This is a genomic window from Halapricum hydrolyticum (assembly GCF_025517535.1).
In the GTDB taxonomy this organism is placed as follows: domain Archaea; phylum Halobacteriota; class Halobacteria; order Halobacteriales; family Haloarculaceae; genus Halapricum; species Halapricum hydrolyticum.
Genome location: NZ_JAOPKC010000002.1, coordinates 135,830 through 159,404 on the forward strand (window position 1 = coordinate 135,830; position 23,575 = coordinate 159,404).

The window sequence follows — 23,575 nt, forward strand, 5'->3', positions numbered from 1 at the left end:
ACGGCAGCGTTATTCGTTCCAGGCCTGGCGGATGTCTTGGGCGGCGCTCTCCAGCTCACTCTCCAGGTCGACGCTGTCGAGACCCTGGCTGAACGCCGTCGAGACGACGTCTTCGAACGGACCCCAGACTTCGGCCAGGTCCGGGTTCTTCGGCATCAGGACGGCCTCTTCGGTCTGGTTGGTGAACCCTCGGACCAGCGGCGGGAGCTGGTCACTGCCGGAGAGGTTGCTCTTCGTCGGCAGGTAGCCAGCGTTGTTCGCCAGGTTGAGCTGGCGTTCGTCGCTGGTGGCGTACCACTCGGCGAACTCGCGGGTGGCCTGTGCGGTGTCGCTGCCCTCCTCGGCCATGTTGCTCAGGAACAGCACCTGGATTCCCATGTAGGGGCGCGCGGTACCGTCGCCTTTGTCCGGAATCGTCGTCACGCCGACGTTGAAGTCGGCACCTTCGATGATACCCGTGATCTCCCAGGGGCCGGTAAGCATGAACGGCGCGACGCCGTCGGCGAAGATCGCCGTCTGTGCCTCGTAGGCACCGTCTGCGGGCATGTACGGTTTCAGTTCTTCGAACAGAACGCGAAGCCCCTCCGCGAATTCGGGGTCCTCGAGACCGAGTTCTTCCCCGTCGTACAGCACCGAGCCGAACATGTGGGCAGCCCACGTGACGTGATACGAGTCGATCGGCTGCCCGAATCCGTACTGTCCGTCGTAGTCGTCCATGATGGACTTCATGTCCTCGATGGTTTCGGGCGGCTCCGCGCCCAGATCGTCGAGGATGTCCTGGTTGTAGATCAGCGCAGGCGTTTCGGCGGCGAACGGGAGCCCGTAGACGCCGCCGTCCCAGTTGACTGCTTCCCACGCACGGTCGGTGAACATGCATTCGTCGACGCGGAGATCGTCGGAGACGTCCCGGAGCATCTCGTTGCCGACGAACTCGCCGATGATGTCGTGTGCCCACTGGAACGCGTCGGGACCCTGGTTCGCGTTGAGGTCGTTCCGGAGCTTGTCCACGTAGTTCGACGGGATCTCCGTGACTTCGACCTGCGGCCCACCACGTGCGTTGAACCGGTTTTTCGTCGTGTCGAGGAGGTCCGCCGCGGCCGGGGAGCGGTTGTGCCAGAGCTCGAACGTGCCCGAGGTCGCCTCGGGCTCGACGATCGAACAGTCGCACCCCTCTGGACAGTTCGTGTCTTGGATCGTGGTAACGGTGTTGTTGCCGTTACCGTTGCCGTTACCGTTGCCGTTACCGTTTCCGTCCGCTTGTTCGCCACACCCGGCGAGAAGGCCAGCGGTCGACGCGCCAGCCATGTACTTGAGTAGTGTTCGACGGTCGTAGGACATTGTGTGAACAAGTGAGGAATTACGTCTTCACCTATTTATGTATTACGAACATTCGTTCACAACACAATACGGGACCGGCATTTCGCACGTCTGTAAGCCGTATTTCCGCGTAGAACAGGGGAGAACGATTGTTCATAGAGAATGAGAGATTGGCGAACAAAAATGGATGCGAAACGTTTGTTGAAATATTTTATCCAGGATCGGGCTGAGAGGGCAAGAATTATATCATTGACTATACTGGGTTTACCCAATGGCAAGCGTCGAACTGCGCAACCTCCGAAAGGAGTACGATCGAGGCACCATCGTCGCGGTCGACGATCTGGACATCGAGATCGAAGACGGAGAGTTCATCACTGTCGTTGGCCCGTCGGGCTGTGGGAAGACGACGACGCTCCGGATGGTCGCCGGGCTGGAGCGGCCGACCAGCGGTTCAGTCATCATCGGCAGCGAGGACGTGACCGATCTGCACGCGAAAAACCGGGACATCGCGATGGTGTTCCAGAACTACGCGCTGTACCCGCACAAGACCGTCCAGGCGAACATGGAGTTCGGGCTCCGGATGAGTACCGATCTCAGCAAGGAAGAGCGCCGAGAGAAAGTCCAGTGGGCTGCGGAAATGATGGGGATCGAAAACCTCCTGGAAGACAAGCCGGACGAGCTTTCCGGGGGACAGAAACAGCGTGTCGCACTCGGACGCGCGATCGTGCGCGAGCCCGAAGTGTTCCTGTTCGACGAGCCGCTGAGCAACCTCGACGCCAAGCTCCGCAAGACCATGCGGACGGAGGTCCAGCGCCTGCAGGACGAACTCGGCATCACGTCGATCTACGTGACTCACGACCAGGAAGAGGCGATGACCATGGGCGACCGGATCCTGATTCTCCGCGACGGGATCAAACAGCAGGTCGGCGCGCCGAAGGAAGTGTACAACAACCCTAAAAACGAATTCGTCGGCGGGTTCATCGGTTCGCCGAGCATGAACTTCGTGGACGTGGTCGTCGAGCAAAGCGACGGCGGACTGGTCCTCGCCGGCATCGACGAAGACTTCCGGTACCACCTCACGCCCGATGTCGTCGACAAGTTCGGTGTCCTCGAAAGCGGTGGCGAGTACATCCTTGGAATTCGGCCGGAAGACGTCTTCCCGGCTGATGGGTCCGAACGGGATACGGTTTCGGCGGTCGTCGAAGTCGTCGAGCCGATCGGATCGGACAACTACGTCTATCTCGATCTCAGTGGCGAGCTCGACACGGGCCTCGATGGTAAAGACGAGATCGAGTTCATCGCCCGTACGGATTCGGCGTTCGAGCCGGAGACCGGCGAGCAGGTCGAGGTGACGTTCTCGGACGAGGACATCCACCTGTTCGATCCGGCGACCGGCGAGTCCGTGCTGTACGAACAGGGTCAGATGGCCGGCGTCGCGAAGGCCGAAAGCGGAGCCGACGAGGGTACGGTCGCGAACGACTGATCGGGCAGGCCCGGACCGATAACACGCGAGCAGACGCGTTTTCCGAGACACAGTTCGTCTCGAAGCCGGACGATCACCGATGTGAGCCAACAGCTGTTTTGGCCTCGACCGCTCTTTCCTCGGGTACAGCCTGTCGGCCAACTCTCAAAAACCGGCGTATAGCGGACGCGAACGACTACTGGTCGAGTTGATCGGCCGTCGCAAGCTGAGCGACAGTCGCGAGCCGGATCGCGTGTGGCCATCCCAGCGGCGTCGCACAGTCCGGCGTTCCATCGTCGAACAGCTGTTCCGGGAGATACCCGTTGTCCATCACGAGCGAGCCATCGGCGTCGATTTCCTCGAAGAGCCGCCGGGCTTCGGTGTAGAACGTCTCCGCTCGGGCGTCACCGCGATCGGCCAGCAGCGACGCCAACTGCGTGCACGCGTTCGCGCCCCAGGCCGTCGATACCGTCCAGATCTTTTCGTCGTCCTGTATGCGCCGCCGCCACTCGTCGCCTTCGAACCGATACAGCCCGGCGATCGCGTCGGTTTCGCGCCACAGCCCTTCGAGTGTGTGCTCGAAGTGGGCTGCCAGCTGGTTGATCCGCCGATCGCTGATGGATGCGACGGCGGCGTACTCGCGATGTGCCTCGGCGAGCGCGAGCGACCCCGTATCGAGTCGGGGATCGAGATCACCGTCGGGATCGATCCGGAGCGCGAATATCTCCTCGTCTTCGACCCACAGTTCGTCGAGGCCTTCGTAGACTGTCTTTGCACCCTCGAGAGCGCGTTCGCGAATCGATTCCTCGACGGGCGCACGCGCGATTGCCGCATATCCCTGGAGGAACGTCGCGGCCGTGTGGACGAACCGACCGGTCATGTTCTCCCAGGCGTTCTGACACTCGATCGGGAGCCCGTCGGCTTCGAGCGTCGAATCGAGCCCATCGAGCGCCAGTTCGAGTGTCGATTCGATAGCGTCCGGATCCGACGGGGTACCGAGCCGGAGATACGCCGAAAGGAACGACGCGACGCTGCCGGTCTGGTCCGCCTGATAGTCGATGTCGTCGCCGGATTCGAGCCGCGCGTGTGCCCAACCGGGCGCGATCGTACCGTCGTGGGCCCACACGCGATGGGGCCAGGATCCGTCATCGAGTTGCGTGTCCATGTAGAAGGCGGCACTGTCGGCGAACCACTCTTCGAGCCCGGTGTCGAGGCGCTCGTCAGTTTCGAGGAGGTATCGGGCGATCTCGGAGTCGTCCCGGAACCACGTGTAGCCGTAGCCGCCGGTATACGCGTAGAACGGATCGGGATCGGGGCCGGCGATGTGTGCGCCGGTCTCGGCAGCGAGCAGCGACAGCACGCGCAGATCGTCGACGGCGAGCTCGCGCCGGGGCGTGTCCTCCGGGACCGCGACTGGCACTTGCGCTTCGGCGGCGTCCCGGAGTGTGGCGACCGTGTCGTGTTCGCTTGCGGTGTCCGTGACCTCGGCAACCGCCTCTTTCCGACCAGTGTCGTCGAGATCCGCAAGGAGCGACGCGACGGTCGTCGTCGCGACGGACTCTGCGCCGGAACGGTCCACCTCGAAGGGGACCTCGATGACGACTGTCCCGTTCAGGAGCGCGTCTTCGTACTTCTGCACACCGGTCTTTTCACGCGGGAACGACACGGTTTCGGTATCGGTCAGCAGTTCGTCGAACTGTTCGGGCAACTGCCCGTAGATCTCGTCGACCTCCGTCGTTGCGGTGACGAGATTGGCCTGACGATGGTGGTGGACCTCGAGCGTGTCCTCGTGTTCGAGTTTGCCGAGCCGCGTTTCCTGGTGTTCGGGCGTCAGATCGAAAAACGCCTGGAGCGTCGGATCGGTCGGCAACTCCCCCTTGAGTTCGAACCGGGTGAGATGCACCGCGCCGAGGGTCAGATCGTGCTGGGTGACGGTATAGTCGCCAGCGTCGTGGACGGTACGAACAAGGGCGGTATCGCCGACGTAGCCCTGCTCGACTGTTTCGAGATCGCCGAGCCAGCTCGTTCCGTCGAGCAGTTCGATCCCGAACCGCGAGCGATTCACGCCCGACAGCCCGGAGACTGGATAGGTGTGATCGCGATGCCAGCCGTCTCGATCGACGTAGACGAGCCGCTCGTCGAGTCCAGAGAACGTGCCGGTCGTCGTTCGACGTTCGCCCGGAAACACGCGGGCGTCGTTGCGAGTGCGCTTGTAATCGTCGAGTGCACTACGGAGCGTCATAGATCGTGTTTCCCCCAGGACACATTAATCCTGACCATTGCGACCGGCGACGAGCGGTTCCCGGCTGCGAGCGCGTTCACTGGTTGTAGCCGTCGATGTCCTCGGCGGGGTCGGGAACGTTGCGGGGTTCAGTCGGGTAGGGGCTGCCCTCGATGGGTGCGGCCCACTCGGCGGCGTTTCGCAGGACGGTCTGGATCTCCTCCTGGTGGTAGACGGGATAGGTCTCGTGGCCGGGCCGGAAGTAGAAGATCCGGCCTTTGCCGCGGCGGTAGCAGCAGCCCGAGCGGAAGACCTCGCCGCCCTCAAACCAGGAGACGAACACCAGCCGGTCGGGCTCGGGGACGGTGAACGGTTCGCCGTACATTTCGGCCTCGGGCACGACGAAGCTCTCGGGCAGGCCGCTGGCGATGGGGTGGCCGGGGTCGATCACGTGCAGGCGCTCGCGTTCCTCGGCCTCGCGCCAGGTCAGGTCGGCGTCCATCCCCAGCAGTCGCCGGAAGGGTTTGGCGTGGTGGCCCGAGTGCAGGACGACCAGCCCCATCCCCTCGCGGACGTGCCGGGCGACGCGGTCGGCAACTTGGTCGTCGACCTCGTCGTGGGCGACGTGGCCCCACCAGTAGAGGACGTCAGTGTCTTCGAGAACTGCTTCGGTGAGGCCGTGTTCTGGTTCCTGCAGGGTGGCAGTGTGGGTGTCGTGGCCGGCCTCGGCGAGGATATCGGCGATGTAGGTGTGGATGCCGTCGGGGTAGAGTTCGGCGGCGCGATCGTCTTCCTTCTCGTGGATGTACTCGTTCCAGACTGTGATCGAGGGCATGGTTCGGCGTTCGATTTGGGGATAGCTAAACCCCCCGATCAAGCAACATTGATGTGTGGTCCTCGCCCACCACCGAACGTGGTACTACTACGTCCGGTCTCGGCGATGGATCTCGTCTTTCTCGCTAGCGTGGGGGCGCTGTCGTTGTCGTCACTGGCCCGGCGGCATGAACATTCCACCCTTGCGTGGACGAGCGGTGTCGTCGGCTGGACGGTCTTCTCGGCTTTTTGGGCAACCACAGCGGTCGAGTACCTCGGTGACAGTCGCTACTTTCTCGGGTCGGTTAGTCTCGTCACTGCGGGACTCTCCGGGTACGGGGTCCGACTCTCGGCCAGCCGTATCCAGCCACACGCCAGACTGACGATCGTCTTCGCGGTCATGGGGCTATTGTTCGTCCCCTACCAGTTTCTCGATCCCGTCTTCATGCTTGTCGTCCAGACGGTCACGATCCATACGGCGACCCTGCTTTCGGGACTGGGATTCGAACCGACGATCGTCGACGGATCGGCCGGTCCCGCGACCGCTATCGTCTTCGAGACCCATCCATGGATCGTCTACAACATCGTCTCGGCGTGTACGGGCTTCGGCGCGATCGCACTGTTTGCCGGCCTGCTCGCAGTCGCTGGCGGCTCGGTCCGAAGGCGGATCGTGGGTGCGCTCGGACTCGGAACATTGATCTACGCATTGAACCTCCTCCGGACGGTCATCGTCGGTGGATCAATCCCGAGCGAAATCTTCGCCGGAACGGGAGTGCTGGTCACGCCTCTGTTCGGCGTCGATCAGCCGGCACTGGTCTCGTTTTATTTCGCCGAGTACGTCCTCGCACAGACGCTGGTGGTTGTCGTCCTACTGCTCGTCTACCTTCGAGTGGTACGGCTGTTCCCTGGGATACAGACCTACGTCGACGCGCTTCTCTCCACGATCCGGGCGGATTCCGAGCGTCTTCTCAGTCGCGTCGCCGACGCGTGATCCAGCCTCCGACCAGCACGGCCACGACTAGCGCTGCCGCCCCAAAGCCGGGACTCTGGACTTCGACCTGATATGGGGTCGTTTGTGTAGCCGTGTCAGACTGACCTTCATCGTCCACCGCTTCGAGATAAATTGTCGACGATCCGCTCTCGCTGACGATGGCGAGTCTCGTCACTTGATCTGTTGTCTCTTCGACTAGTACCGGGCGGAACATGCCGTCGACGTACCAGCGATAGGTCAGCCCTCCACCGTCCGGATCGTACGACTCGCTGGCGTTGACGATCACCTGATCGCCGTCCCGGGTCGTGGTGAATGTCGCTACCGGCGGTCCGTAGACCGTCACGGTCTGGCTCGTCGCGTTCATCACGCCGTTGTCGTCGGTGACTAGCGTGGCCGTGTATTCACCGGCATCACTGTAGGTGTAGGTAATAGTCTCGCCCGTAGCGTCGTATGTGCCGTCACCGTCGAAGTCCCACTCGTAGCTACTGATGTTCCCGTCGATATCGGACGAGTCGCTGGCGTTGAACGTGACCGACTCGTCGGTCCCTGGGGCTTCGGGACTGTACTCGAAGACAGCAACCGGCTCGTGGTTCGGGGCGGTCGGAATGACGATCTGCTCGTCGTGAACGATCGCGTTCGACGGTTCGTGGACGACGAGCATGCGCGCTAAGCCGGTCGTAAGAGTGTGATTGCTCATTTCCCAGCGTTCGCCGGGCGAGAATCTATCGCCATTCCGGCCGCGCGTCTCGTTGAACGAGGTGAGGTCGTGTCGACGTTCGACATCGCCCTGTCGAAGAATGGCCGTCACGTCTCCGGCGTTGAGGTCGTCACCGCCCTCGTGGATTAGCACGAAATCGTCGGCGGTCGCGGTGGCGTTGAACTCCGTGAGTGGTTCCTCGCTGGCCTGATCCGAGACGTTTCCGATTACGACGGCGCTGACAAGAAGTGCGAGCAGGGTGAACACGGCGACGAGTAAGGTGACGCCGACGACTTCTGATTGGGCGCGATTAGTCTGCCATAGAGGCAGGTCTACGGCAGTCATTGCTGTTCAAAATAGAATACTTGCTCAGTGCCGTCGCTCAGTACGAATGTGACGATCACGTCGGCGGCGGTTTCAGAAGGCGTAAATTGCAAACTTCCACCGCCGTCAAGGGGCTGATCGAACGTCTCCATCACGATAGTCGGTCGGTCGCCGGCGTTAAGAATCGCGTATTGGCCGTCGTTTCCTTTGTTGCTATCCGCAACCAAATCGTAGGCGGTTCCATCAGCTTCGAAGGAACTTGGGTTTTCGTTCTTCCCTCGATTCGCTTCACCGTCCTGTTGACCGCCGCGGATCTCTACCTCGAGAGCGTTGTCGTTGTCGAAGAAATTCCCAGTGGTAATAGCACTCGTGTCAACTGAAAACTGTTCGATGGTTACTTGCTGAGATCCTGTATTTTCGATAGTGAAGTTAAGCGTTGTATCGCTTCGCTGGACTGTATCAGGTTGCAACTGTTGTTTTGCAGTCTCCGTCGCGTTTTCGACGACTAACCCGATTCGGTCACCGCTCCCACCGCTAGCGACGAACACCGCCACAGGGCCGTTGTTGTTGGGATCGAAAGTCGTCGTCGCCTGGCCAGTGTCGTTCGTCCGCGAGTCTCTTCCCGTGAGTGTCCCGACACTGGAGTCGTTCAGTGAGAAGTCCACCGAGGCGTTCTGTGCAGTCGGTGTCGTCTCCGCAGTGAGATCAACGGTGTCCGTCCGACTCGCGTCAACGACGTAAACACCGTTTGTCTCGGTAAAGCCATCTTGACTGGTATCCGGTGTCCAGTCAATACTGTAGGCGCTGTCACTACCGTCAGCGAGCCCACTCCCGTCGCTGTTGTCCACCCGAACTGGCACGGAGACGTTCACGGGCGTCGACCCATTGAACCCCGACTCGTTTACCACACTCGAAAGCGACGTATCCAGACTCAGCTGTACGTGATCGGTCCGCTGGCTCGCCCCCGAGACGTTCGGGGCCTCGTAGGTCACCGTCACCTGTCCGTCGCCGTCACTGTCAGTGCTGTTCGGCGAGACTGACGAGTCTCTTCGGTTGGTCCCGGCGATCACTTCCACGTCCCGCTTTGGATTATCGAACCGGTCCCGGACCTCGACGGTGACCTCCACTTTGCCACCCTCGGGCACGGTCGGCGTGTTCTTGGAAACACGAGTCAGGTATGCCGGCTCCGGCTTGACGACGCCGGTCCCAAGCCCCACCCGGGACAACTGCAGGTCGTAGGTCACGCCCTGCTCAAGGACGACGTGCACCAGTTCATAGTCCGCACCTGTGACGGACGACGTCCGCACGTCCACGACGTGGCGCTCCCCGTCGAGCAACTCTTCCCAGTTCTCTTCGTCCAGCCGCGTCGGCAGCGTGATCGTGACGTTCGAGTCGGCGGTCGCGTTGGTCACGGAGACCGTCTGACTTGACACACTCGCCCCACGCATGTCCAGCGAGACGCTGCCCGTTCGGCTCGCCTGATAGGTGCCGTTGAGTGTCACCAGCGAGATCGTCGTGCCGTCGACCAGCTGCTGACCGGTCGTCGTCAGGTTCGCATCCCGGAACTGATCGAACAGCACCGAGTGCTCGTACCACGTCGTCGGCGCGTTGTCGTACTCGTTGTATCCCGGCCGATAGACCAGCGCACCCGTGTTGTACGACCGGTTCGCCCCCGTCCAGAAGTCGCCTGTCTCACCGGTCGCGTTTGCGTTGGCGATCGTCGCGGTGATCGAGCCGTTGGTCGTCCCGACAGTCGAGAGGGTTCCGGACGGCGGGCCGGGATTCATTGCGACGATCCGCGACGGATACTGCGTGCCAAGCGTCACCGCCACCGACTGCCCACTACCTGTCGAGCCCGTCGAAACGATGGCATTGCGGGCGTCCTGAAGCTGGTCACCGACGGTCTGGCTGTGCTGGAACTCGATCTCGCGGTTCTGTTCGGGGACGACCGTCGACTGGTAAATCGCGAACGAAAGAACAATGGCGCCGAGCAGCAGCACGGCTCCGATCTGAATCGCCTGGCCACGGCAGTCGCCCCGGAACTGCATTGCCCGTATGTCACTACCCGAGACGCAAAAAGGTGACCACCCGCTTCTCAGAATTCGAAGTGGGAACGCTCGTACCGCCGACTATCGGATCGAAAAGCTGTTCGACACTCAGGAGTGGCGACTCTCTATGGCCGGAGTGTCACTCCTCGTCTTCTTCGACGACTTCCGGATCGCTCATCGCGGTCTGGAGACTGTCGAGACCGTTGACCCACTCGGCAACGAGCCCGAACTCCAGATCCTCGGCGACCTCTCGATCCAGCTCGGCGCCGTCGATGATCAGCGTCCCTGCCTGGGCGCAATAGCCCAGCGCCGCGTCGAGGTCCTCCTCGCTTTCGGCCTCGTTCGCGGCCTCGATGTAGTCGGTGACGGTCCCCTCTGCGGCCGGACCGCCCGCGACGTACTCTTCGGCTGCGTAGAACACGCAGACGAGCGACGTCTGGACGCCGTCAACCAGCATCAGCTTCTCCTCGTCGTCGATGTCGACTTCCGAGAGGACGACCTCGCGGATGTCCGCCAACTCCTCGAGCGCAACGTCTTCATCGAGCTCGTCGTCCTGGTAATCGGTGATAATCTTCGCGACGGCGATGGCAGTATCGTCCTGCAAATTCAACAGCAGGCGCGCCGAATCCTCGTCTTCGGGATCGATCTCTTCTTGGGCGATTCGGTCTAACCAGTTCTGCCACCGTTCTTCGGTGTAGTATTCCCCCGGTGGTGTGCTCATGTCAACTCTGTTCGTGCGTCGGGGGATATGGTTTTCGTTGCCAGCGCCGTCTGTGGTGGCCCCGCATACGGATACTGCCGACGGGATCGATCACCGATCGAGCGTGGCCTCGGTGTCGATCCCGTACACTCGCGCGGGCGTCTCGACGTGTGCTCGCCGCACGGCGTCCTCCCAGCCTTGGTCGAGCATCCACCGCACCCGCCGTGGGACGGTCTTCGGACCGAGCACCGCGCCCGGTCGGTCGGGATCATCGATGAAGTCCGTCTCCATGAGGAACGGCTCGTCTGACTCGACGGCCACTTCGAGTTCGTCCTTGTCGGCGATGACGCTCTTTATCGGACCGCGCAGCCGCCCGCCCGAGTAGTGTTTGACGACCTGCTCGGGAGGCAGCCCTTCGTCCTGTGCCCACTCGGTGATCTCCGTGAGGTCCTCGCTCCCTTCGGTGTGGAGCTGGACGGCACAGCCGACTTCGCTGGCCAGGTCGAACGCGTGGCACATTACGGCGTTCGAGGCCTCCCAGACGTCCTCCTCGACGTCGTAGTGGGGTCGCCCGGACTTGATCGCCAGTGCCGGCCCGTCAGCGACGTACCCGGCGGCGACGTCGAGCCCAGTCTGCATGATGTCGCGTGCCTCTGCCGGCGTGTATCCGTCGTCGATCAGCCGCGAGATCAGGCCCGGATGAACGCCCAGCACGGGCCAGGCACGGCCGGGCAACACCTCGCGCGCATCGGCGGCCGCGTCGATCGTCAACTCGAATACGTCCTCGAAGGTCGCCTCGTCAGTGGCGGCCTCGCGGAGGTGCCACGAGGGCTTGTTGAGAACGAGCAAGTGGGTCCCGCCGGCGGAAACGAAGTCCTCGACTGCGTCGATGTTCCGCCCCTCGGTCGGGTCGAGGTGCATGTGATTGTCCAGTACCGGCGTGTCGTCGACGTCCATACTCGAAGATGTGCACGGCAATCGCAAAAGGAGTTCGTCTCCGGAAGTACTCAGTGCACACGGCGTACCAGAGACGGCTTTCGGCAATATTATGCGTACTCGGGCGCCCGTACGAAACAATGGTTTCGTCTGGGCAAGCAGCCTTTCTGGCCATTGCGATCGCAACCCATGGAGCGGTCGGCTACACGCTGGGAAAAGCACTTTTCGATCGCCCGATCGCTGGTCTCCTCGCTGGCGTGGCCCCCGACGTCGATTTCTTGTTTCCGAACGCGCTCGGGTGGCCGTTCGTCCATCGCGGGGTCACCCACACGCTCCTCGTCGGCGGACTCGTCGTCGGGTTCGTGGCCTACCGAAATCGGCGAACTGCCACTGCAGTCGCGGTCGCGTACGGCTCGCACCTGCTGATCGACACGACCACGCCGAAGGGTGTCCCGCACCTCTACCCGCTCGTCGAGACGAACTACCACCTCGGTCTGGGGACGACCGGTCACTCCCCCGTACCGACTGCCGTCACCTGGGTGTGCTGTCTGATTGCACTCTGGCTGGTCCGTGATGAACGCCTCGACGTGACGCGATTCTGACCGGCACGCCCGTCACGGGCCTGGCAGGGGGCGATCGGGTCAATACAATATAAGGACTATCGGACACCATAATCGCATCTGCACAAAAGCCTTATACGTTACTCGTTCGTGCGACTAATTGCCGATGAAAACACAAGGACGTGGCATTTCACCCGCTTACGTCGACAAAGTGGTAAGGAAATCAAAAAATAACAGGAAAAACGCCCAGACGGCAGATTGAACGTATCGCTCGCAAACCGATCTCACGTGCCCGTATGAGCGTGCAGCCAGTGTTCGACACCCGCGGCGGGATCGAGTGTGCTCCGATCCCGCCGACCCGTATCGGGCCGGTGTCCCTGACCGCCGGTCCGTACCGTTGCCGTGGGCCCATCCGCCCGGGGGGCGGCGGCCGCCACGGCGGACTACCGTTCTCGAAAACAGCAGACGTGTATCTGGCCCTGGGGGCCGAGTTCAACCCTGGAGTCGCCGGAACGTGTCCGAGAGCGACTCGCCTTCTTTGCGTTCGCGCCCGAGTTGATCGTAGACAGTCCACATGTTCGTCCCGCCGTGGACGTCGCCTGAATCGACTCCGGAGTCGTCCAGCTGCGCTCGCTCGGTATCGATCTTGAGCACGCGCGCCAGCAGGTCGTCGATCGACTCGCCCGGTTCGGTTTCCTTCTCGAGTACTTCGTAGACATCGTCGCTGACTTCGATCGTGGCCATTGTTCTCATATGGCCCTTGGCTAGACACGTCTATCAATAACGATCGTTATTATCCGGGGTCTATAAATCACCGTCCAGAATTCGGCAACGGGACGGCGCCCTCCCTCTAGAGAACGTCCATTGCCTCGAGACGCTCGGGCAGGTACGTCTCCGTGACGAAATCCAGCCCGTGGGAGGCCAGCGCCTGCTGTTCGGACTTCTTCTCGATGTCCAGTTGCAGTTCGATCTGCTCTCGCCAGTAATCGGTCTGGAATCGCGGATCTTCCAGTTCGGATTCGAGCGCGTTGATGTCCGAATCGCTCAGCGGATCGGTCGGCAGGTCGTATTCGACGATGTCTTCCGGCTGGACGCCGACGAACTGCGCCTGGGGTGTGGCCAGATACTCCGAGAGGTGTGCGGATTTGATCGAGCCGTACGCGACCGAGCCGTAGATCCGGTACGACCAGGGATCCCCGTCAGTGAACACCGTCACCGGCAGGTCGAGTTCGTCGTGCAGGCGTTTGGTGATCCGCCGTGTCGCGCGGGCGGGCTGCCCCTTCAGATGAACGATCAGGGCGTTGTGCTCCTCGTCGAAGCCGTTTTCGACGAGCCGATCGCGCATCCCACCGGTCTCGACCGCCAGCACGAAGTCGGCGTCGTTTTCAAGGAATTCGATCTGATCGGGGTTGTTCGGGATCTGATAGCCGCCTTCACCGACGTCCTCCTGACAGTGGATCTCCCGCTCGCCCCGGCGAGTTTGCTCGCGGATCAGCAGCGGCCCCATCAGCGTCGCGCCCGATTCCTCCGGACGCATGTGGAAGTCCTCACGCGTGACCCCGGAGACGATCTCCAGGTCCTCGATCAGCTGGTTCGATTCGTCCTGGCTGTTGAACTGTGCCTCGGCGAGATCCCAGGACTCGCTGAGGTAGTACAGCTCACGCAGGGTCGACGAACGGTCCTCGCCGAGTTGCTGGGCGAGGAAGTCGATCGTGTAGACAGCCTTCAGTAGCTTCTGTGCCCCCGAGACGGTCTTCGCGCTCCGGGTCGATGTCCGGTCACCGTACACCCAGACGCCGCTGTCCTCGTCGTACTCGATGTTGGTCTTCGTCCGGGTCGGGACCTGCAACCGGGGTACGTCGCCGTCCTCGAACTGCTCGTAGAACTGTTCGGCCAGATCGAGAAGTCGCTGGCGCGCGTCGCCCTCGCCGTAGTTAGTGTGGTCGTCTGCGCTCATTGTTGGATCGTGAGTTTCTCGTCGTCGATTCCCTCGACGGCGATCTCGCTGTCGGCGTCGTCGTCGATGCTGTACTCCAGCCGTGCTGTCTCGCCGCTACTCACCGTCGGGGACCACTTGAGATAGTACTCGCCGTCCATCTCGACGACGTTCGCCCCGTTCGCGTTCTGTGGCTCGGCGCCGAGGATCTCCGTCAACGCGACGTCAGCGTTGCGATCGGAGTTGTTCTCGATGCTGATGGTCGCCGTGCCGTCCTCGACCACCCGCTCGACCAGCACGTTGTTCATGATGCGGGCCAGCGCCTCGTCGATGTCTGGCTCTTCGCGGCCCGTCACTGACGCGAGTTTCTCGGCCATCTCCGGCAGAATCGTCGCCAGCTTGTCCTGTTTCTCGCGGCGCTTGCGCATCGATCGACGCTTTTTGAGGTAGCTTTTGAGATCACGGGCCGCTTCCCGGACGGCGAGTTCGATCTCGCTTTCGATCTCGGGCACGTTCGCGACCGCGTCTTTGGACTCGCTGGTGAAGGGGACGTTCGTCGACGCGACGTGGATCATTACGACCGCAGGACCGTTCGGGATGCCGCTCCCGCCGGGTTGATCGAGCCCGTAGTTGCGCCAGTTGATCTCCTTGACGACGTCGGTCGTCGCACACGCCCCGCGCTGGTAGACGAGCGGCACGCGGTTGGCAAAGCGCATCACGTCGACGCTACTACTGTCCTCTAGTTCGCCGCCGTAGGCGATCCCCGCTTCGACGATGAACGGATCGCCACCGTGGACTGCGGCGTCACGGGTCGCCGCGGCGTAGAAGTCCGCGTCGAATTCCTTTTTCAGCCCGGACAGCACCAGCTCTTCGGTGATCGGAGCGAGACAGCCCGTCGGCGGCGACATGATGTCGGTCGCCCGCATCGCCTCGAGCAACTCGGAGGCGGCGTCGCGGTCGTCGGCGATGGCCGATACCGTCGGCGGATCGTCCGGTACCGTCACCATCACCGCCCAGACCTCCTCGATCACGTTCTCGCGGGCGGTTTCGCCAAACGTGGCGTCGTCGTACTCTTCGGTCGCGTCGGCGGCCCGGTCGACGTACTCAGTCAGGTCGTCGCGCGTCAGTCGATGCCGGCGATCCTCGCTGCCGACGAACTTCGCGGCGAGTCGCTCGGCCAGCCCCTGGATCGTGGCGTCGTCCTTGCGCGTGCTGGTCGCCGCGTCCACGAGTTTATAGAGGTCGGCGGTGATCGCGTCCGTCCGAGATTCTTTCTCGTCCCCGCCCAGTATCTGTGTCCAGGCGGCCTCGGTGGCCTTCTCTCGAACCGTCGAACCGAAGGTCGTCCCGAAATCGTTCGCGACGGTCTCGGCCTTGCTGTCGACGATCTCCCGGAGCTGGTGGTAGGCCACTCGATCCCGGTCGGCGATCGTCCCGGCGACCGCCTCCGCGAAGGTCTTCGTCGCGTCTTTACCCTTGTTGGCGACCGCCCCGCGGACGGCCGCCTGAACGTCCGCGTCTTCGTGAACCTGTGGTGGCCGCCAGGCCATCTCGCGGCCGAAGTGGCGATCGCGGAACCGATCGACGACGCTGTCTGCGGTCTTCTGGCCGACGCGGGTGAACTCCTCCTGCAAGAACCCGGAGACCGAATAGGAGTCGGTCGCCTCCAGCATCTTCAAAAGCGTCCCGAGTTCGACGCCGTGAGGATGGGGGCGGATCTCCTCGGTCTCGGCCGGGAGTTCGGCCCCGTCCGCGCGTTCGAACTTCAGCGGTTCCTCGAGACTCGGCTCGGCGAACTCGATGCGGGCGTGGGGGTTGACGACCGCTGTCTGCTCGACGTACTCGTGGAGGCTCTGTCGAGCGCGCATGTTCGCCTCCAGTTCCAGTTCGATCCGCGTGCCGTGCGGGCGATCCCACGACGCCGTCTCTTCGACGCTGATCTCGGGCTCGTTAGTGTCGGTGTCGATGATCAACTCGAAGTACTGTGCCTCGCTGGATCCTTTTGTCCGGGAAGTAATCTTTGCCGGCTTGCCGCTGGTGAGCTGTGCGTAGAGCACAGCTGCCGAGATTCCGATACCCTGCTGACCTCTATTTTGTTCACGCTTATGAAACCTTGAACCATAGAGAAGCTTCCCGAATACTTTCGGGATCTGATCTTTCGTGATCCCGGGGCCGTTATCTTCGATGACCAACCGGTAGTAGTCGCCGAGATCCTCGATCTCGACGTAGATGTCGGGGAAGATATCGGCTTCCTCACAGGCGTCGAGACTGTTGTCGACGCCCTCTTTGACGGCCGTGACGAGTGCCCGGGCACCCGAGTCGAACCCGAGCATGTGCTTGTTCTTCTCGAAGAACTCGGCGATCGAGATCTGTCGCTGGCTCTCGGCCAGCTCCTCGGCGATCCCTGAATCGCCCAGCGTCGACTGCATCGATGGCATTCGTTAGGCAAAAGCAGTTCTGCCCGCCTTAAAGACTTCTCGGTGCCGCAGTGAAAGTGAAGACGGAGGCGACTGTGGGCGTCGGGGGACACACCGTAGCGACAGCGCGGGAGCAGTCCCGGCTACCGGCATGTGGTGGATGTCACGGCCGTTCGAGGGTGACCTTGCGCGCCTCGTAATCTTCGAGGAACGAGTCGGGGCCACCGATCGAAACCTTCCTCTCGTCGGTTTCGATAATGATCGTGTGTTCGATCGGGATCGTGTTCGTCCGCGGTTCGACCATTCCCTGGCGGGTCTCGACGACAGTTCCCTGCAGCGTGGTGAACGGCTCGTCAGTGTCGACGGGCTGGGCGGTCGCCCGGGCGTAGACCGTCGCCTCGGCCTGGTTGTGCAGCGTCGCCTGCAGCGTCGCATGGCGGAAACTTCGGTACGTCTGAGGGAGTTCGACCGGATCGACCACGAAGTGTTGCTGGGCGAACGGCCAGTAGTTCGCGAGAAACGATCCGGCGATGATCGGCACGATCTGCCCCTGGACGATGGCGATCGCGCGATCGTCACTGTTGGCACGGGAGACCATTTCCGCTGGCGAGGCGATTCCGAGCTGTTCGTCGGCCGCCAGCAGGACCGGCATGCCGAGTTCCCAGACGCGAACGACGCTTCCGACGGGGCCGTCGACGTCATCGAGGACGTGCTCGGGATCGTCGACGTCGCTGATCAACAGCAACACCAGGACGCCGCGGTTGATCGCTGCCGAGAGTTCCTCGGCCACTTCGGGAAGATAGCCTTCGGGAACGGCGAGTACTAGCTCCCGTTCGGCACTCTCGATGTATTCCCGCAGACGCTTGATGACCGTTACACGCGATTTAATGACGTCGAACCGCTGCGGTCGTGAGGAAGTCTCGGAGTAGCGCTGTTTCAGTGCGGGCTCGATCTCCTCGAGCCGTCCGGCGAGCAGCCCGATCACGTCTTCGGGTGGCTTTGCCCGGATCTTCGTCGGAACGACGTGGTCGTCGACGTCGACGAAGCCTCGCTCTTCGAGCTTCTCACAGATGCTGTACACGTAGCGTTTGGAAACGCCAGTGTCGTCTGCAATCGTGCTCGCCTTCGCTTCACCGTGTTCGAGAATCGTGAGATACGTCTGGATCTCCTTTTCGGAGAGCCCGAATTGCTTGAGCTGGCTTTCGAGTGCCGCCGAATTCATGCTCTGGCACCCCCCGTGACCCTGACCGCGCTGTCGTCGATCCGATCTAACGTCGGTCTGTGTATCCTCATCTTGATTGTACTCAAACACTCAGCACACATATATTGTTTGTAATCTTTCTTCATACGTGTGCCCGTTGAAACTGGCCGTTGGTCCGTCGGGACGAATCTGCCACTTTCAAGTCTTCGGGCGAATAACTAAAACGATACGAATGGACTTCGATAGACAGAGCGGACTGTTCTTGCACATCGCTTCGCTACCGGGACCGGACGGCATCGGAACGCTCGGTGAGCCGGCGGAAACCTTCGTCGACTTTCTCGCCGACTCCGGGCAATCGCTATGGCAGTTCTGCCCGCTCGGCCCGACGATCCCGATCCACGACAACTCTCCGTATCAGTCGTATTCGGCGTTCGCCGGCAATCCTCTCTTTATCGACCTGGAGGACCTGGTCGAGCGTGGCTGGCTGGCCGAACTCGACCGTCCGGACTTCGACGATGGTCACGTGGAATACGGACCGGTCAGAGAGTACAAGGAAGCGCGCCTCGAGGACGCCTTCGAGACGTTCCAGGCCGAGGCGAGCGACGACGAACGGGCGGCTTTCGAACAGTTCAAAGACGACGCCGGCGAGTGGCTCGACGAATACGCGCTGTATCGGGCTCTCAGGACGCATTTCGACGGCGTCTCCTGGCTCGACTGGCCCGAAGACGCGAAGATGCGCGATCCGGACGCGCTCGAGGAGTATCGAGAGCAACTGTCCGAGACGATCGAGTTCCGGGAGTTCCTCCAGTGGCTGTTCGACCAGCAGTGGTCGGAACTGAAAGACTACGCCAACGAGCGCGGCGTCGGCCTCGTCGGCGACATGCCGATCTACGTCGACCTCGACAGTGCCGACGTCTGGGCCAACCCCGAGATCTTCAAGCTCGACGAGGAGCGCGAACCGCAGTACGTCTCCGGCGTCCCGCCGGACGAGTTCTCAGACGACGGCCAGATGTGGGGAACGCCCGTCTACGACTGGGAGACGCTGGCCGAGCGGGACTACGGCTGGTGGGTCAAACGTTTCGAACGCCTGCTCCAGCGGGTCGACATCTTCCGCATCGATCACTTCAAAGGGTTCGAGAGCTACTGGGAGATCCCTGCCGACGCCGACACCGCCCGCGAGGGCGAGTGGGTCGACGGCCCACACGAAGCGGTCTTCCACGCCGTCCGCGACGAACTTGGTGATCTACCGATCGTCGTCGAAGACCTCGGTGAGATCACCGACGAAATGGACCGCATCCGCGACGAACTTGACTATCCGGGGATGAACGTCGCGGCCTTCGCCGACTGGTGTGACGGCGACAGTCGCTATCACCCCGTCACCTACGACGAGAATTCCGTCTCCTACACCTCGACGCACGACACCGACACCCTCGTCGGCTGGTACGAAGACCTCGACGACCGCCAGCGGGACTGTCTCCATTACGCCGTCGACTACGAGGGCGGGGACGTCCACTGGGACATTCTCGATACCGTCTGGGGATCGGACTCGGTCATCACGCTCGCACAGGTCCAGGACCCGCTCGGATACGGCTCGGAAGCGCGGTTCAACGTGCCCGGCACGGAAGAAGGCAACTGGTCCTGGCGGGTCAGCGAGGACGCCCTGTCCGGCGACGTGGCACAGCGACTGTACGATATCACCGAGGCGACCGGACGGCTGACCGACTAGAGCCTCGACGCTTTCTCTAATACTGCCGGCTGTAACTTTTCGAAAGGATTCGACACACCGGGGTGTCGAACATCTTCACGAACTTACAGCCGGCAGTATAAGCGCCGCCTTCATTTCTTTCCCGACGAACGTTCGGACAGTGACCTCTCCAGAGCGACGTGGCATCGACATGACGACGGGCGCGATATCGCCGAAACTGCTCCATCTAGCCTGGCCGCTCGTGCTGGGGAACCTCCTCCAGACAGTGTACAACCTCGCCGATATGTTCTGGGTCGGCCGGGTGGGTCGCGAATCCGTCGCCGCGGTCGCACTGATGTTTCCGCTGTCGTGGATGTTCGTCTCGACGTCGATCGGGATCACCGCCGCGACGATTGCGCTGGTCTCACAGCACGTCGGGGCCGGCGACGAGCGCCGGGCCGATCGGGTCGTCGCCCAGACGGTGCTGCTGACGCTCGTGGTCGGGCTTGTCCTGGCCGCACTCGGGTGGACGTTCCGAGTAGACTTGCTTTCGCTGATGGGTGCCGACGGACGAGTGTTCATCGAAGCCCTGGCTTACATCGAGATCATCTTCCTCGCGCTGCCACTGACGTTCCTGTTTTTCGCCTTCCGTGCGTCCCTGCAGGGCGCGGGCGACACCAGGACCGCGATGTGGCTGGTTCTGCTGTCGGCGGGCGTGAACGTCGTCCTCGATCCCTTTCTGATCCTCGGGTGGGGACCGTTCCCGGCGATGGGGACGCGGGGTGCCGGCTGGGCGACGTTCGTCTCCCGCGGGCTCGCGACCGCCGCCGGCATCGGGATCCTCCTGCGCGGTGGGTTCGGCGTCAAACTCCACGCCGGCGACCTCCGTCCGGATCCCCGCATCCTCCGAAAGCTGATCGATATCGGCTACCCGGGGACGCTGGACGGCTGGGCCCGGAGTTTCGCCGCGGTCGTGATGGCAGCGTTCGTGACGCCCTTCGGCGACGCCGCCATCGCCGCCTACGGCGTCGGCGTCCGCCTGATGTCGGTGACGTGGTCGGTCGCGGGTGCGGTCGGGCAGGCCACCGCGACCGGCGTCGGCCAGAACCTCGGCGCGGAGACGCCCGACCGGGCCGGACGCGTAACCTGGGTCGCTACCGGCAGCACGATGGCGCTTCTGGGCGTCGCAGCGGGGATCTGTCTGCTCGTCCCCGAGTTGCTGATCCGGGTGTTCCTCGACGACCCTGCGACCGTCAGCGAAGGCGTGACCTTCCTGTATATCATCGCCCCGTTCTGGGCGTTTTTCGGCGGGACGATGGTCATCCAGGGCGCGTTCCGCGGAGCCGGCCAGACGAAAGTCGCGATGGCGCTCTCGCTGCTCTCCCGGTGGGTGTTCCGGGTGCCCGTGGCGATCGTCCTGGCGTTCTCGCTCGCGATCGCGTTCCCGACCGGTCACACCTTCGAGACGCTCGGGATCGGTGTCGAGGGGATCTGGATCGCCTTCTCGGTCGGCGGGTTCCTGTCGTTTCTGGTGGCGGTGGCCTGGTTCCGGCTGGGTCGCTGGCAGGAGGGCGTCATCGAGGACGACGAGGGACGTGCGTCATTAGCCGAGGAGACGGCCGTCGAAGACTCAGGGCTTGACGTTGACGATTGAGGGCCCACGGCGAGTGGACTTATACGAGGTGGGCGATTGTTCGGGGTTGTGAGGGGCATGTGCTGCTGAATACAGCGCGCATATTCAGCACAAATAGGCTGCCGTAAGCTGCCAATCGTCTTTTCAGACAAAAGCCATTGTGACCGTCTGGAATTGCATCGCAAGAGGAGACACAAAAGTAATATTAACTTATTAATGCCTTGTGAACTACCCCGACCTACCGCGCTCGGGCCTACTCGGCCCTCGCTTGTTGAGGTCGGGGCTTCCTGTTTCTGTGTCGGAGCTTGCATCCGACGTGGACACAGCGTTGACGAGAGCACGGCTCTCGTTCGCACACCAGAAATCTCTGATTTCTGGGGACGGCTCTAGACTCCGCAGGCGGTTTCCCTTGACAGGCGGTTCGGAGTGTCCCACTCCTACCGGTTCGACACTCAGCCGCAACCGCCGCTGCACGCTTCTTGTCGCGTTTGAACAACGTCGGAAGCACGGCGAGCATCTTACTCCCCCCTTCGACCGCCGGGGTAGTAAGGCCATGCCGTACAGTGGAAGTGAAACCGATGACGGGCGCTGTATTCCCTCCCTGCTCGCGCCTTCGGCGCTCGCTGAGGAAGGGGGCTTAGCGCCCTGCACTGCAGATGCTAAAACCTCGATCCCTGGTATCATCTCTATAACAAATACGCTTGAGCCGGGTAGTATACTACCCGGCAAAAGACATGACATCGAACGATGAGACACCGAATCACGACACGGGGAATCGAAAACGACTGAGCCGACGATCGGTGTTGAAGACGGGCACAGCGCTCGGGGCTGCGTCGGTACTCCCACTTTCCGCGAGCCCGGTCGCCGCGCAGGTGACGCCGTCGGACCATCACAGCCTCAGCGAGCTCGGCTGGCAGATGCTTCCGATCGGCGATGCCAAGCCGGCGGTGATGGAGACCGCCGGCCGTCGGCAGGGTCGACCCTACTACTACATCGAAATGGCCCAGGGGAGTCATACGCACCATCCTAATATGGACCCCACGACGGTCTGGGGATACAAGGGCCCGAACGATTCGGAGGGTCAATTCCCCGGGAAGACCATCGAGGCGGACAAAAACCAGAAGCTCAAAGTCGAGTTCTCGAATGAACTCCCCTCTTCACATCTCTTTGACGTGGATACACGAGTTCACGGGACGAAGCCCGGGGACTACGCGGAAAGCTATCCAGACTGGGTCACACAGTTTGATGGGTACGGCGGAACGAAAGACTTCCCGGAGGTACGGGCGGTTACCCATACCCACGGACTACACGTCGAATCAGCGAGCGACGGGCTGCCCGAGCAGTGGAAGTCACCGGACGGTATCGAGGGGCCACAGTTCGAGAAGGACGTCTACGATTACCCCAACCGGCAGGCACCGGCGACGCTCTGGTACCACGACCACGCCCTCGGCAGCACCCGGCTCAACGTCTACGCCGGCCTCGCCGGCTTCTACCTGATCCGGGGAGGAGCGGAGCGCCGGCTCGGGCTGCCGAGCGGCGATCAGGAGGTTCCCCTCCTCTTCCAGGATCGGTCCTTCGACGGGGGTGACGAATACAAGTACCCGGACGAGTTCGCCCCCGAGTTCGCCGGTGACGTTTCGGTGGTGAACGGCCTTGCCTGGCCCAGTTTCGAGGTACAGCCCCAGCAGTACCGATTCAGACTGCTCAACGGGTCGAACAACCGCTTCTTCGACATTAGGCTGGAGAACGACGACAGTGGTGGGGTCCCGACCATATACCAGATCGGGACCGACCTCGGCTTCCTCCAGGACGTCGTGCCGATCGGACCGAATCAGGACACCACGTCACTGCTCCTCGGACCGGCCGAGCGCGCGGACGTCATCGTCGACTTCTCGGAATTCGCCGGAGACACGTTCACCGTGAAGAGCGACGCTGGCTTCCCGTTCGTCAGTCCCGATGCGGAGAACGATGGCGGCGGCCTCCCCGAGTTAGCCCAGTTCAGAGTGGCGGACTCGATGCCGCAGGAGCCGGTCGTGGACCCGACGACGCTCAAGCTACCGGGCCCGGAAACGTTCCGCGAAGAGGCGGTGGGGACGACCCGGCGGATGAGTTTGGAGACGACGACGCTCAACGGGCTGGACACCCACCTCCTCGGCGAGGAGGGAGGTCGTGATGGTGGCGAACATTGGAACGATCCCGTGTTGACCAAGCCGCAGGTGGGGACGATGGAGGTCTGGGAGATCAAGAACAACACGCCGGATTCTCACCCCATCCACCTCCACCTGGTCGACTTCCAGGTGATCGGCCGCGGTCCCAACGGCACCCAACCGCCGGAGCCGACCGAGCGTGGCAACAAGGACACAGTCAAGGTCTATGACGGGGAGACTGTCCGAATCATCAGTCGGTTCGGCGAGTTCACCGGGCGGTACGTCTGGCACTGTCACATCCTCGAACACGAGGACCAGGAGATGATGCGGCCGTACGAAGTGGTCAAGGGGGACTCCTCGTAGAACCCGGGATTCCTCACCCGGGTTGCTGTGCAACCGAATCGACTCCGATTATTCTGCTGACTTCATCCTCTGCATCCAGCACGACCGCCGGAAAATATCACTGAATGAGGGTTTCAACAGAGCCG

At 62.2% G+C, this 23,575-nt stretch carries 17 protein-coding genes; 6 read left to right on the forward strand and 11 right to left on the reverse strand.

What is annotated here, in order from left to right; translation table 11 throughout:
* Positions 1–9: 9 nt before the first annotated feature.
* Positions 10–1,305: an extracellular solute-binding protein gene (locus OB916_RS03660; RefSeq protein WP_315907926.1), complete on the reverse strand. Its 1,296-nt coding sequence runs from the start codon at positions 1,303–1,305 to the stop codon at positions 10–12.
* 283 nt (positions 1,306–1,588) lie between these two features.
* On the opposite strand from OB916_RS03660, the gene OB916_RS03665 reads away from it, so the two are divergent.
* Positions 1,589–2,800, forward strand: coding sequence for an ABC transporter ATP-binding protein (locus tag OB916_RS03665; protein ID WP_315907927.1), 1,212 nt, complete (start codon positions 1,589–1,591; stop codon positions 2,798–2,800).
* A 175-nt stretch (positions 2,801–2,975) separates the two neighbouring features.
* Here OB916_RS03665 and OB916_RS03670 read toward each other — a convergent pair whose 3' ends face one another.
* Both OB916_RS03670 and OB916_RS03675 read right to left on the reverse strand, forming a co-directional pair.
* A complete protein-coding gene (locus OB916_RS03670) occupies positions 2,976–5,021 on the reverse strand; it encodes a glycoside hydrolase family 15 protein (RefSeq protein ID WP_315907928.1) in 2,046 nt (681 codons plus the stop codon).
* A gap of 76 nt (positions 5,022–5,097) precedes the next feature.
* Positions 5,098–5,835, reverse strand: coding sequence for a ThuA domain-containing protein (locus OB916_RS03675; RefSeq protein WP_315907929.1), 738 nt, complete (start codon positions 5,833–5,835; stop codon positions 5,098–5,100).
* 78 nt (positions 5,836–5,913) lie between these two features.
* Between OB916_RS03675 and artA the strand changes: the two genes are divergently transcribed.
* Positions 5,914–6,804 (forward strand): archaeosortase A, encoded by an 891-nt coding sequence (gene artA / locus OB916_RS03680; protein WP_315907930.1) that lies wholly within the window; start codon positions 5,914–5,916, stop codon positions 6,802–6,804.
* Here the strand turns inward: artA and OB916_RS03685 are convergent.
* The 4 genes from OB916_RS03685 to OB916_RS03700 all read right to left on the reverse strand — a co-directional run bounded on the left by OB916_RS03685 (position 6,782) and on the right by OB916_RS03700 (position 11,530).
* On the reverse strand, positions 6,782–7,846 hold the full coding sequence (locus OB916_RS03685) for a PKD domain-containing protein (protein WP_315907931.1): 1,065 nt from the start codon (positions 7,844–7,846) through the stop codon (positions 6,782–6,784). The two genes, artA and OB916_RS03685, sit on opposite strands and share 23 nt — an antisense overlap.
* Entirely contained in the window at positions 7,843–9,873 is a 2,031-nt protein-coding gene (locus OB916_RS03690; RefSeq protein WP_315907932.1) for a hypothetical protein, read from the reverse strand. The genes OB916_RS03685 and OB916_RS03690 overlap by 4 nt, the downstream gene beginning before the upstream one ends.
* Before the next feature lie 139 nt (positions 9,874–10,012).
* Positions 10,013–10,594, reverse strand: coding sequence for a DUF2150 family protein (locus OB916_RS03695; RefSeq protein ID WP_315907933.1), 582 nt, complete (start codon positions 10,592–10,594; stop codon positions 10,013–10,015).
* A gap of 90 nt (positions 10,595–10,684) precedes the next feature.
* Positions 10,685–11,530: a TatD family hydrolase gene (locus OB916_RS03700; protein WP_315907934.1), complete on the reverse strand. Its 846-nt coding sequence runs from the start codon at positions 11,528–11,530 to the stop codon at positions 10,685–10,687.
* A 119-nt stretch (positions 11,531–11,649) separates the two neighbouring features.
* On the opposite strand from OB916_RS03700, the gene OB916_RS03705 reads away from it, so the two are divergent.
* A complete protein-coding gene (locus tag OB916_RS03705; protein WP_315907935.1) occupies positions 11,650–12,111 on the forward strand; it encodes a metal-dependent hydrolase in 462 nt (153 codons plus the stop codon).
* A 450-nt stretch (positions 12,112–12,561) separates the two neighbouring features.
* Here OB916_RS03705 and OB916_RS03710 read toward each other — a convergent pair whose 3' ends face one another.
* The 4 genes from OB916_RS03710 to OB916_RS03725 form a co-directional block, all read right to left on the reverse strand.
* Positions 12,562–12,813, reverse strand: coding sequence for a DUF7557 family protein (locus tag OB916_RS03710; RefSeq protein WP_315907936.1), 252 nt, complete (start codon positions 12,811–12,813; stop codon positions 12,562–12,564).
* Positions 12,814–12,919: 106 nt separating this feature from the next.
* Positions 12,920–14,026, reverse strand: a complete 1,107-nt coding sequence (locus OB916_RS03715) for a DNA topoisomerase IV subunit A (protein WP_315907937.1) — start codon at positions 14,024–14,026, stop codon at positions 12,920–12,922.
* Entirely contained in the window at positions 14,023–16,443 is a 2,421-nt protein-coding gene (locus OB916_RS03720) for a DNA topoisomerase VI subunit B (protein WP_315907938.1), read from the reverse strand. Before OB916_RS03720 ends, OB916_RS03715 begins: the two co-directional genes overlap by 4 nt.
* A 142-nt stretch (positions 16,444–16,585) precedes the next feature.
* A complete protein-coding gene (locus OB916_RS03725) occupies positions 16,586–17,644 on the reverse strand; it encodes a TrmB family transcriptional regulator (RefSeq protein WP_315907939.1) in 1,059 nt (352 codons plus the stop codon).
* 211 nt (positions 17,645–17,855) lie between these two features.
* Between OB916_RS03725 and malQ the strand changes: the two genes are divergently transcribed.
* The 3 genes from malQ (at position 17,856) to OB916_RS03740 (ending at position 23,450) form a co-directional block, all read left to right on the forward strand.
* Positions 17,856–19,349, forward strand: a complete 1,494-nt coding sequence (malQ, locus tag OB916_RS03730; RefSeq protein ID WP_315907940.1) for a 4-alpha-glucanotransferase — start codon at positions 17,856–17,858, stop codon at positions 19,347–19,349.
* Between the two features lie 169 nt (positions 19,350–19,518).
* On the forward strand, positions 19,519–20,961 hold the full coding sequence (locus OB916_RS03735) for an MATE family efflux transporter (RefSeq protein ID WP_390884026.1): 1,443 nt from the start codon (positions 19,519–19,521) through the stop codon (positions 20,959–20,961).
* A 713-nt stretch (positions 20,962–21,674) separates the two neighbouring features.
* Positions 21,675–23,450, forward strand: a complete 1,776-nt coding sequence (locus tag OB916_RS03740; protein WP_315907942.1) for a multicopper oxidase domain-containing protein — start codon at positions 21,675–21,677, stop codon at positions 23,448–23,450.
* Positions 23,451–23,575 lie beyond the last annotated feature (125 nt).

What these genes read in the sequence shown, in the direction of transcription:
- OB916_RS03660 (WP_315907926.1), bottom strand. Translation starts at nt 1,305, where the DNA reads ATGGCTGGCGCGTCGACCGCTGGCCTTCTCGCCGGGTGTGGCGAACAA.
- OB916_RS03665 (WP_315907927.1), top strand. Translation starts at nt 1,589, where the DNA reads ATGGCAAGCGTCGAACTGCGCAACCTCCGAAAGGAGTACGATCGAGGC.
- OB916_RS03670 (WP_315907928.1), bottom strand. Translation starts at nt 5,021, where the DNA reads ATGACGCTCCGTAGTGCACTCGACGATTACAAGCGCACTCGCAACGAC.
- OB916_RS03675 (WP_315907929.1), bottom strand. Translation starts at nt 5,835, where the DNA reads ATGCCCTCGATCACAGTCTGGAACGAGTACATCCACGAGAAGGAAGAC.
- OB916_RS03685 (WP_315907931.1), bottom strand. Translation starts at nt 7,846, where the DNA reads ATGACTGCCGTAGACCTGCCTCTATGGCAGACTAATCGCGCCCAATCA.
- OB916_RS03690 (WP_315907932.1), bottom strand. Translation starts at nt 9,873, where the DNA reads ATGCAGTTCCGGGGCGACTGCCGTGGCCAGGCGATTCAGATCGGAGCC.
- OB916_RS03695 (WP_315907933.1), bottom strand. Translation starts at nt 10,594, where the DNA reads ATGAGCACACCACCGGGGGAATACTACACCGAAGAACGGTGGCAGAAC.
- OB916_RS03700 (WP_315907934.1), bottom strand. Translation starts at nt 11,530, where the DNA reads ATGGACGTCGACGACACGCCGGTACTGGACAATCACATGCACCTCGAC.
- OB916_RS03705 (WP_315907935.1), top strand. Translation starts at nt 11,650, where the DNA reads ATGGTTTCGTCTGGGCAAGCAGCCTTTCTGGCCATTGCGATCGCAACC.
- OB916_RS03710 (WP_315907936.1), bottom strand. Translation starts at nt 12,813, where the DNA reads ATGGCCACGATCGAAGTCAGCGACGATGTCTACGAAGTACTCGAGAAG.
- OB916_RS03715 (WP_315907937.1), bottom strand. Translation starts at nt 14,026, where the DNA reads ATGAGCGCAGACGACCACACTAACTACGGCGAGGGCGACGCGCGCCAG.
- OB916_RS03720 (WP_315907938.1), bottom strand. Translation starts at nt 16,443, where the DNA reads ATGCCATCGATGCAGTCGACGCTGGGCGATTCAGGGATCGCCGAGGAG.
- OB916_RS03725 (WP_315907939.1), bottom strand. Translation starts at nt 17,644, where the DNA reads ATGAATTCGGCGGCACTCGAAAGCCAGCTCAAGCAATTCGGGCTCTCC.
- malQ (WP_315907940.1), top strand. Translation starts at nt 17,856, where the DNA reads ATGGACTTCGATAGACAGAGCGGACTGTTCTTGCACATCGCTTCGCTA.
- OB916_RS03735 (WP_390884026.1), top strand. Translation starts at nt 19,519, where the DNA reads ATGACGACGGGCGCGATATCGCCGAAACTGCTCCATCTAGCCTGGCCG.
- OB916_RS03740 (WP_315907942.1), top strand. Translation starts at nt 21,675, where the DNA reads ATGACATCGAACGATGAGACACCGAATCACGACACGGGGAATCGAAAA.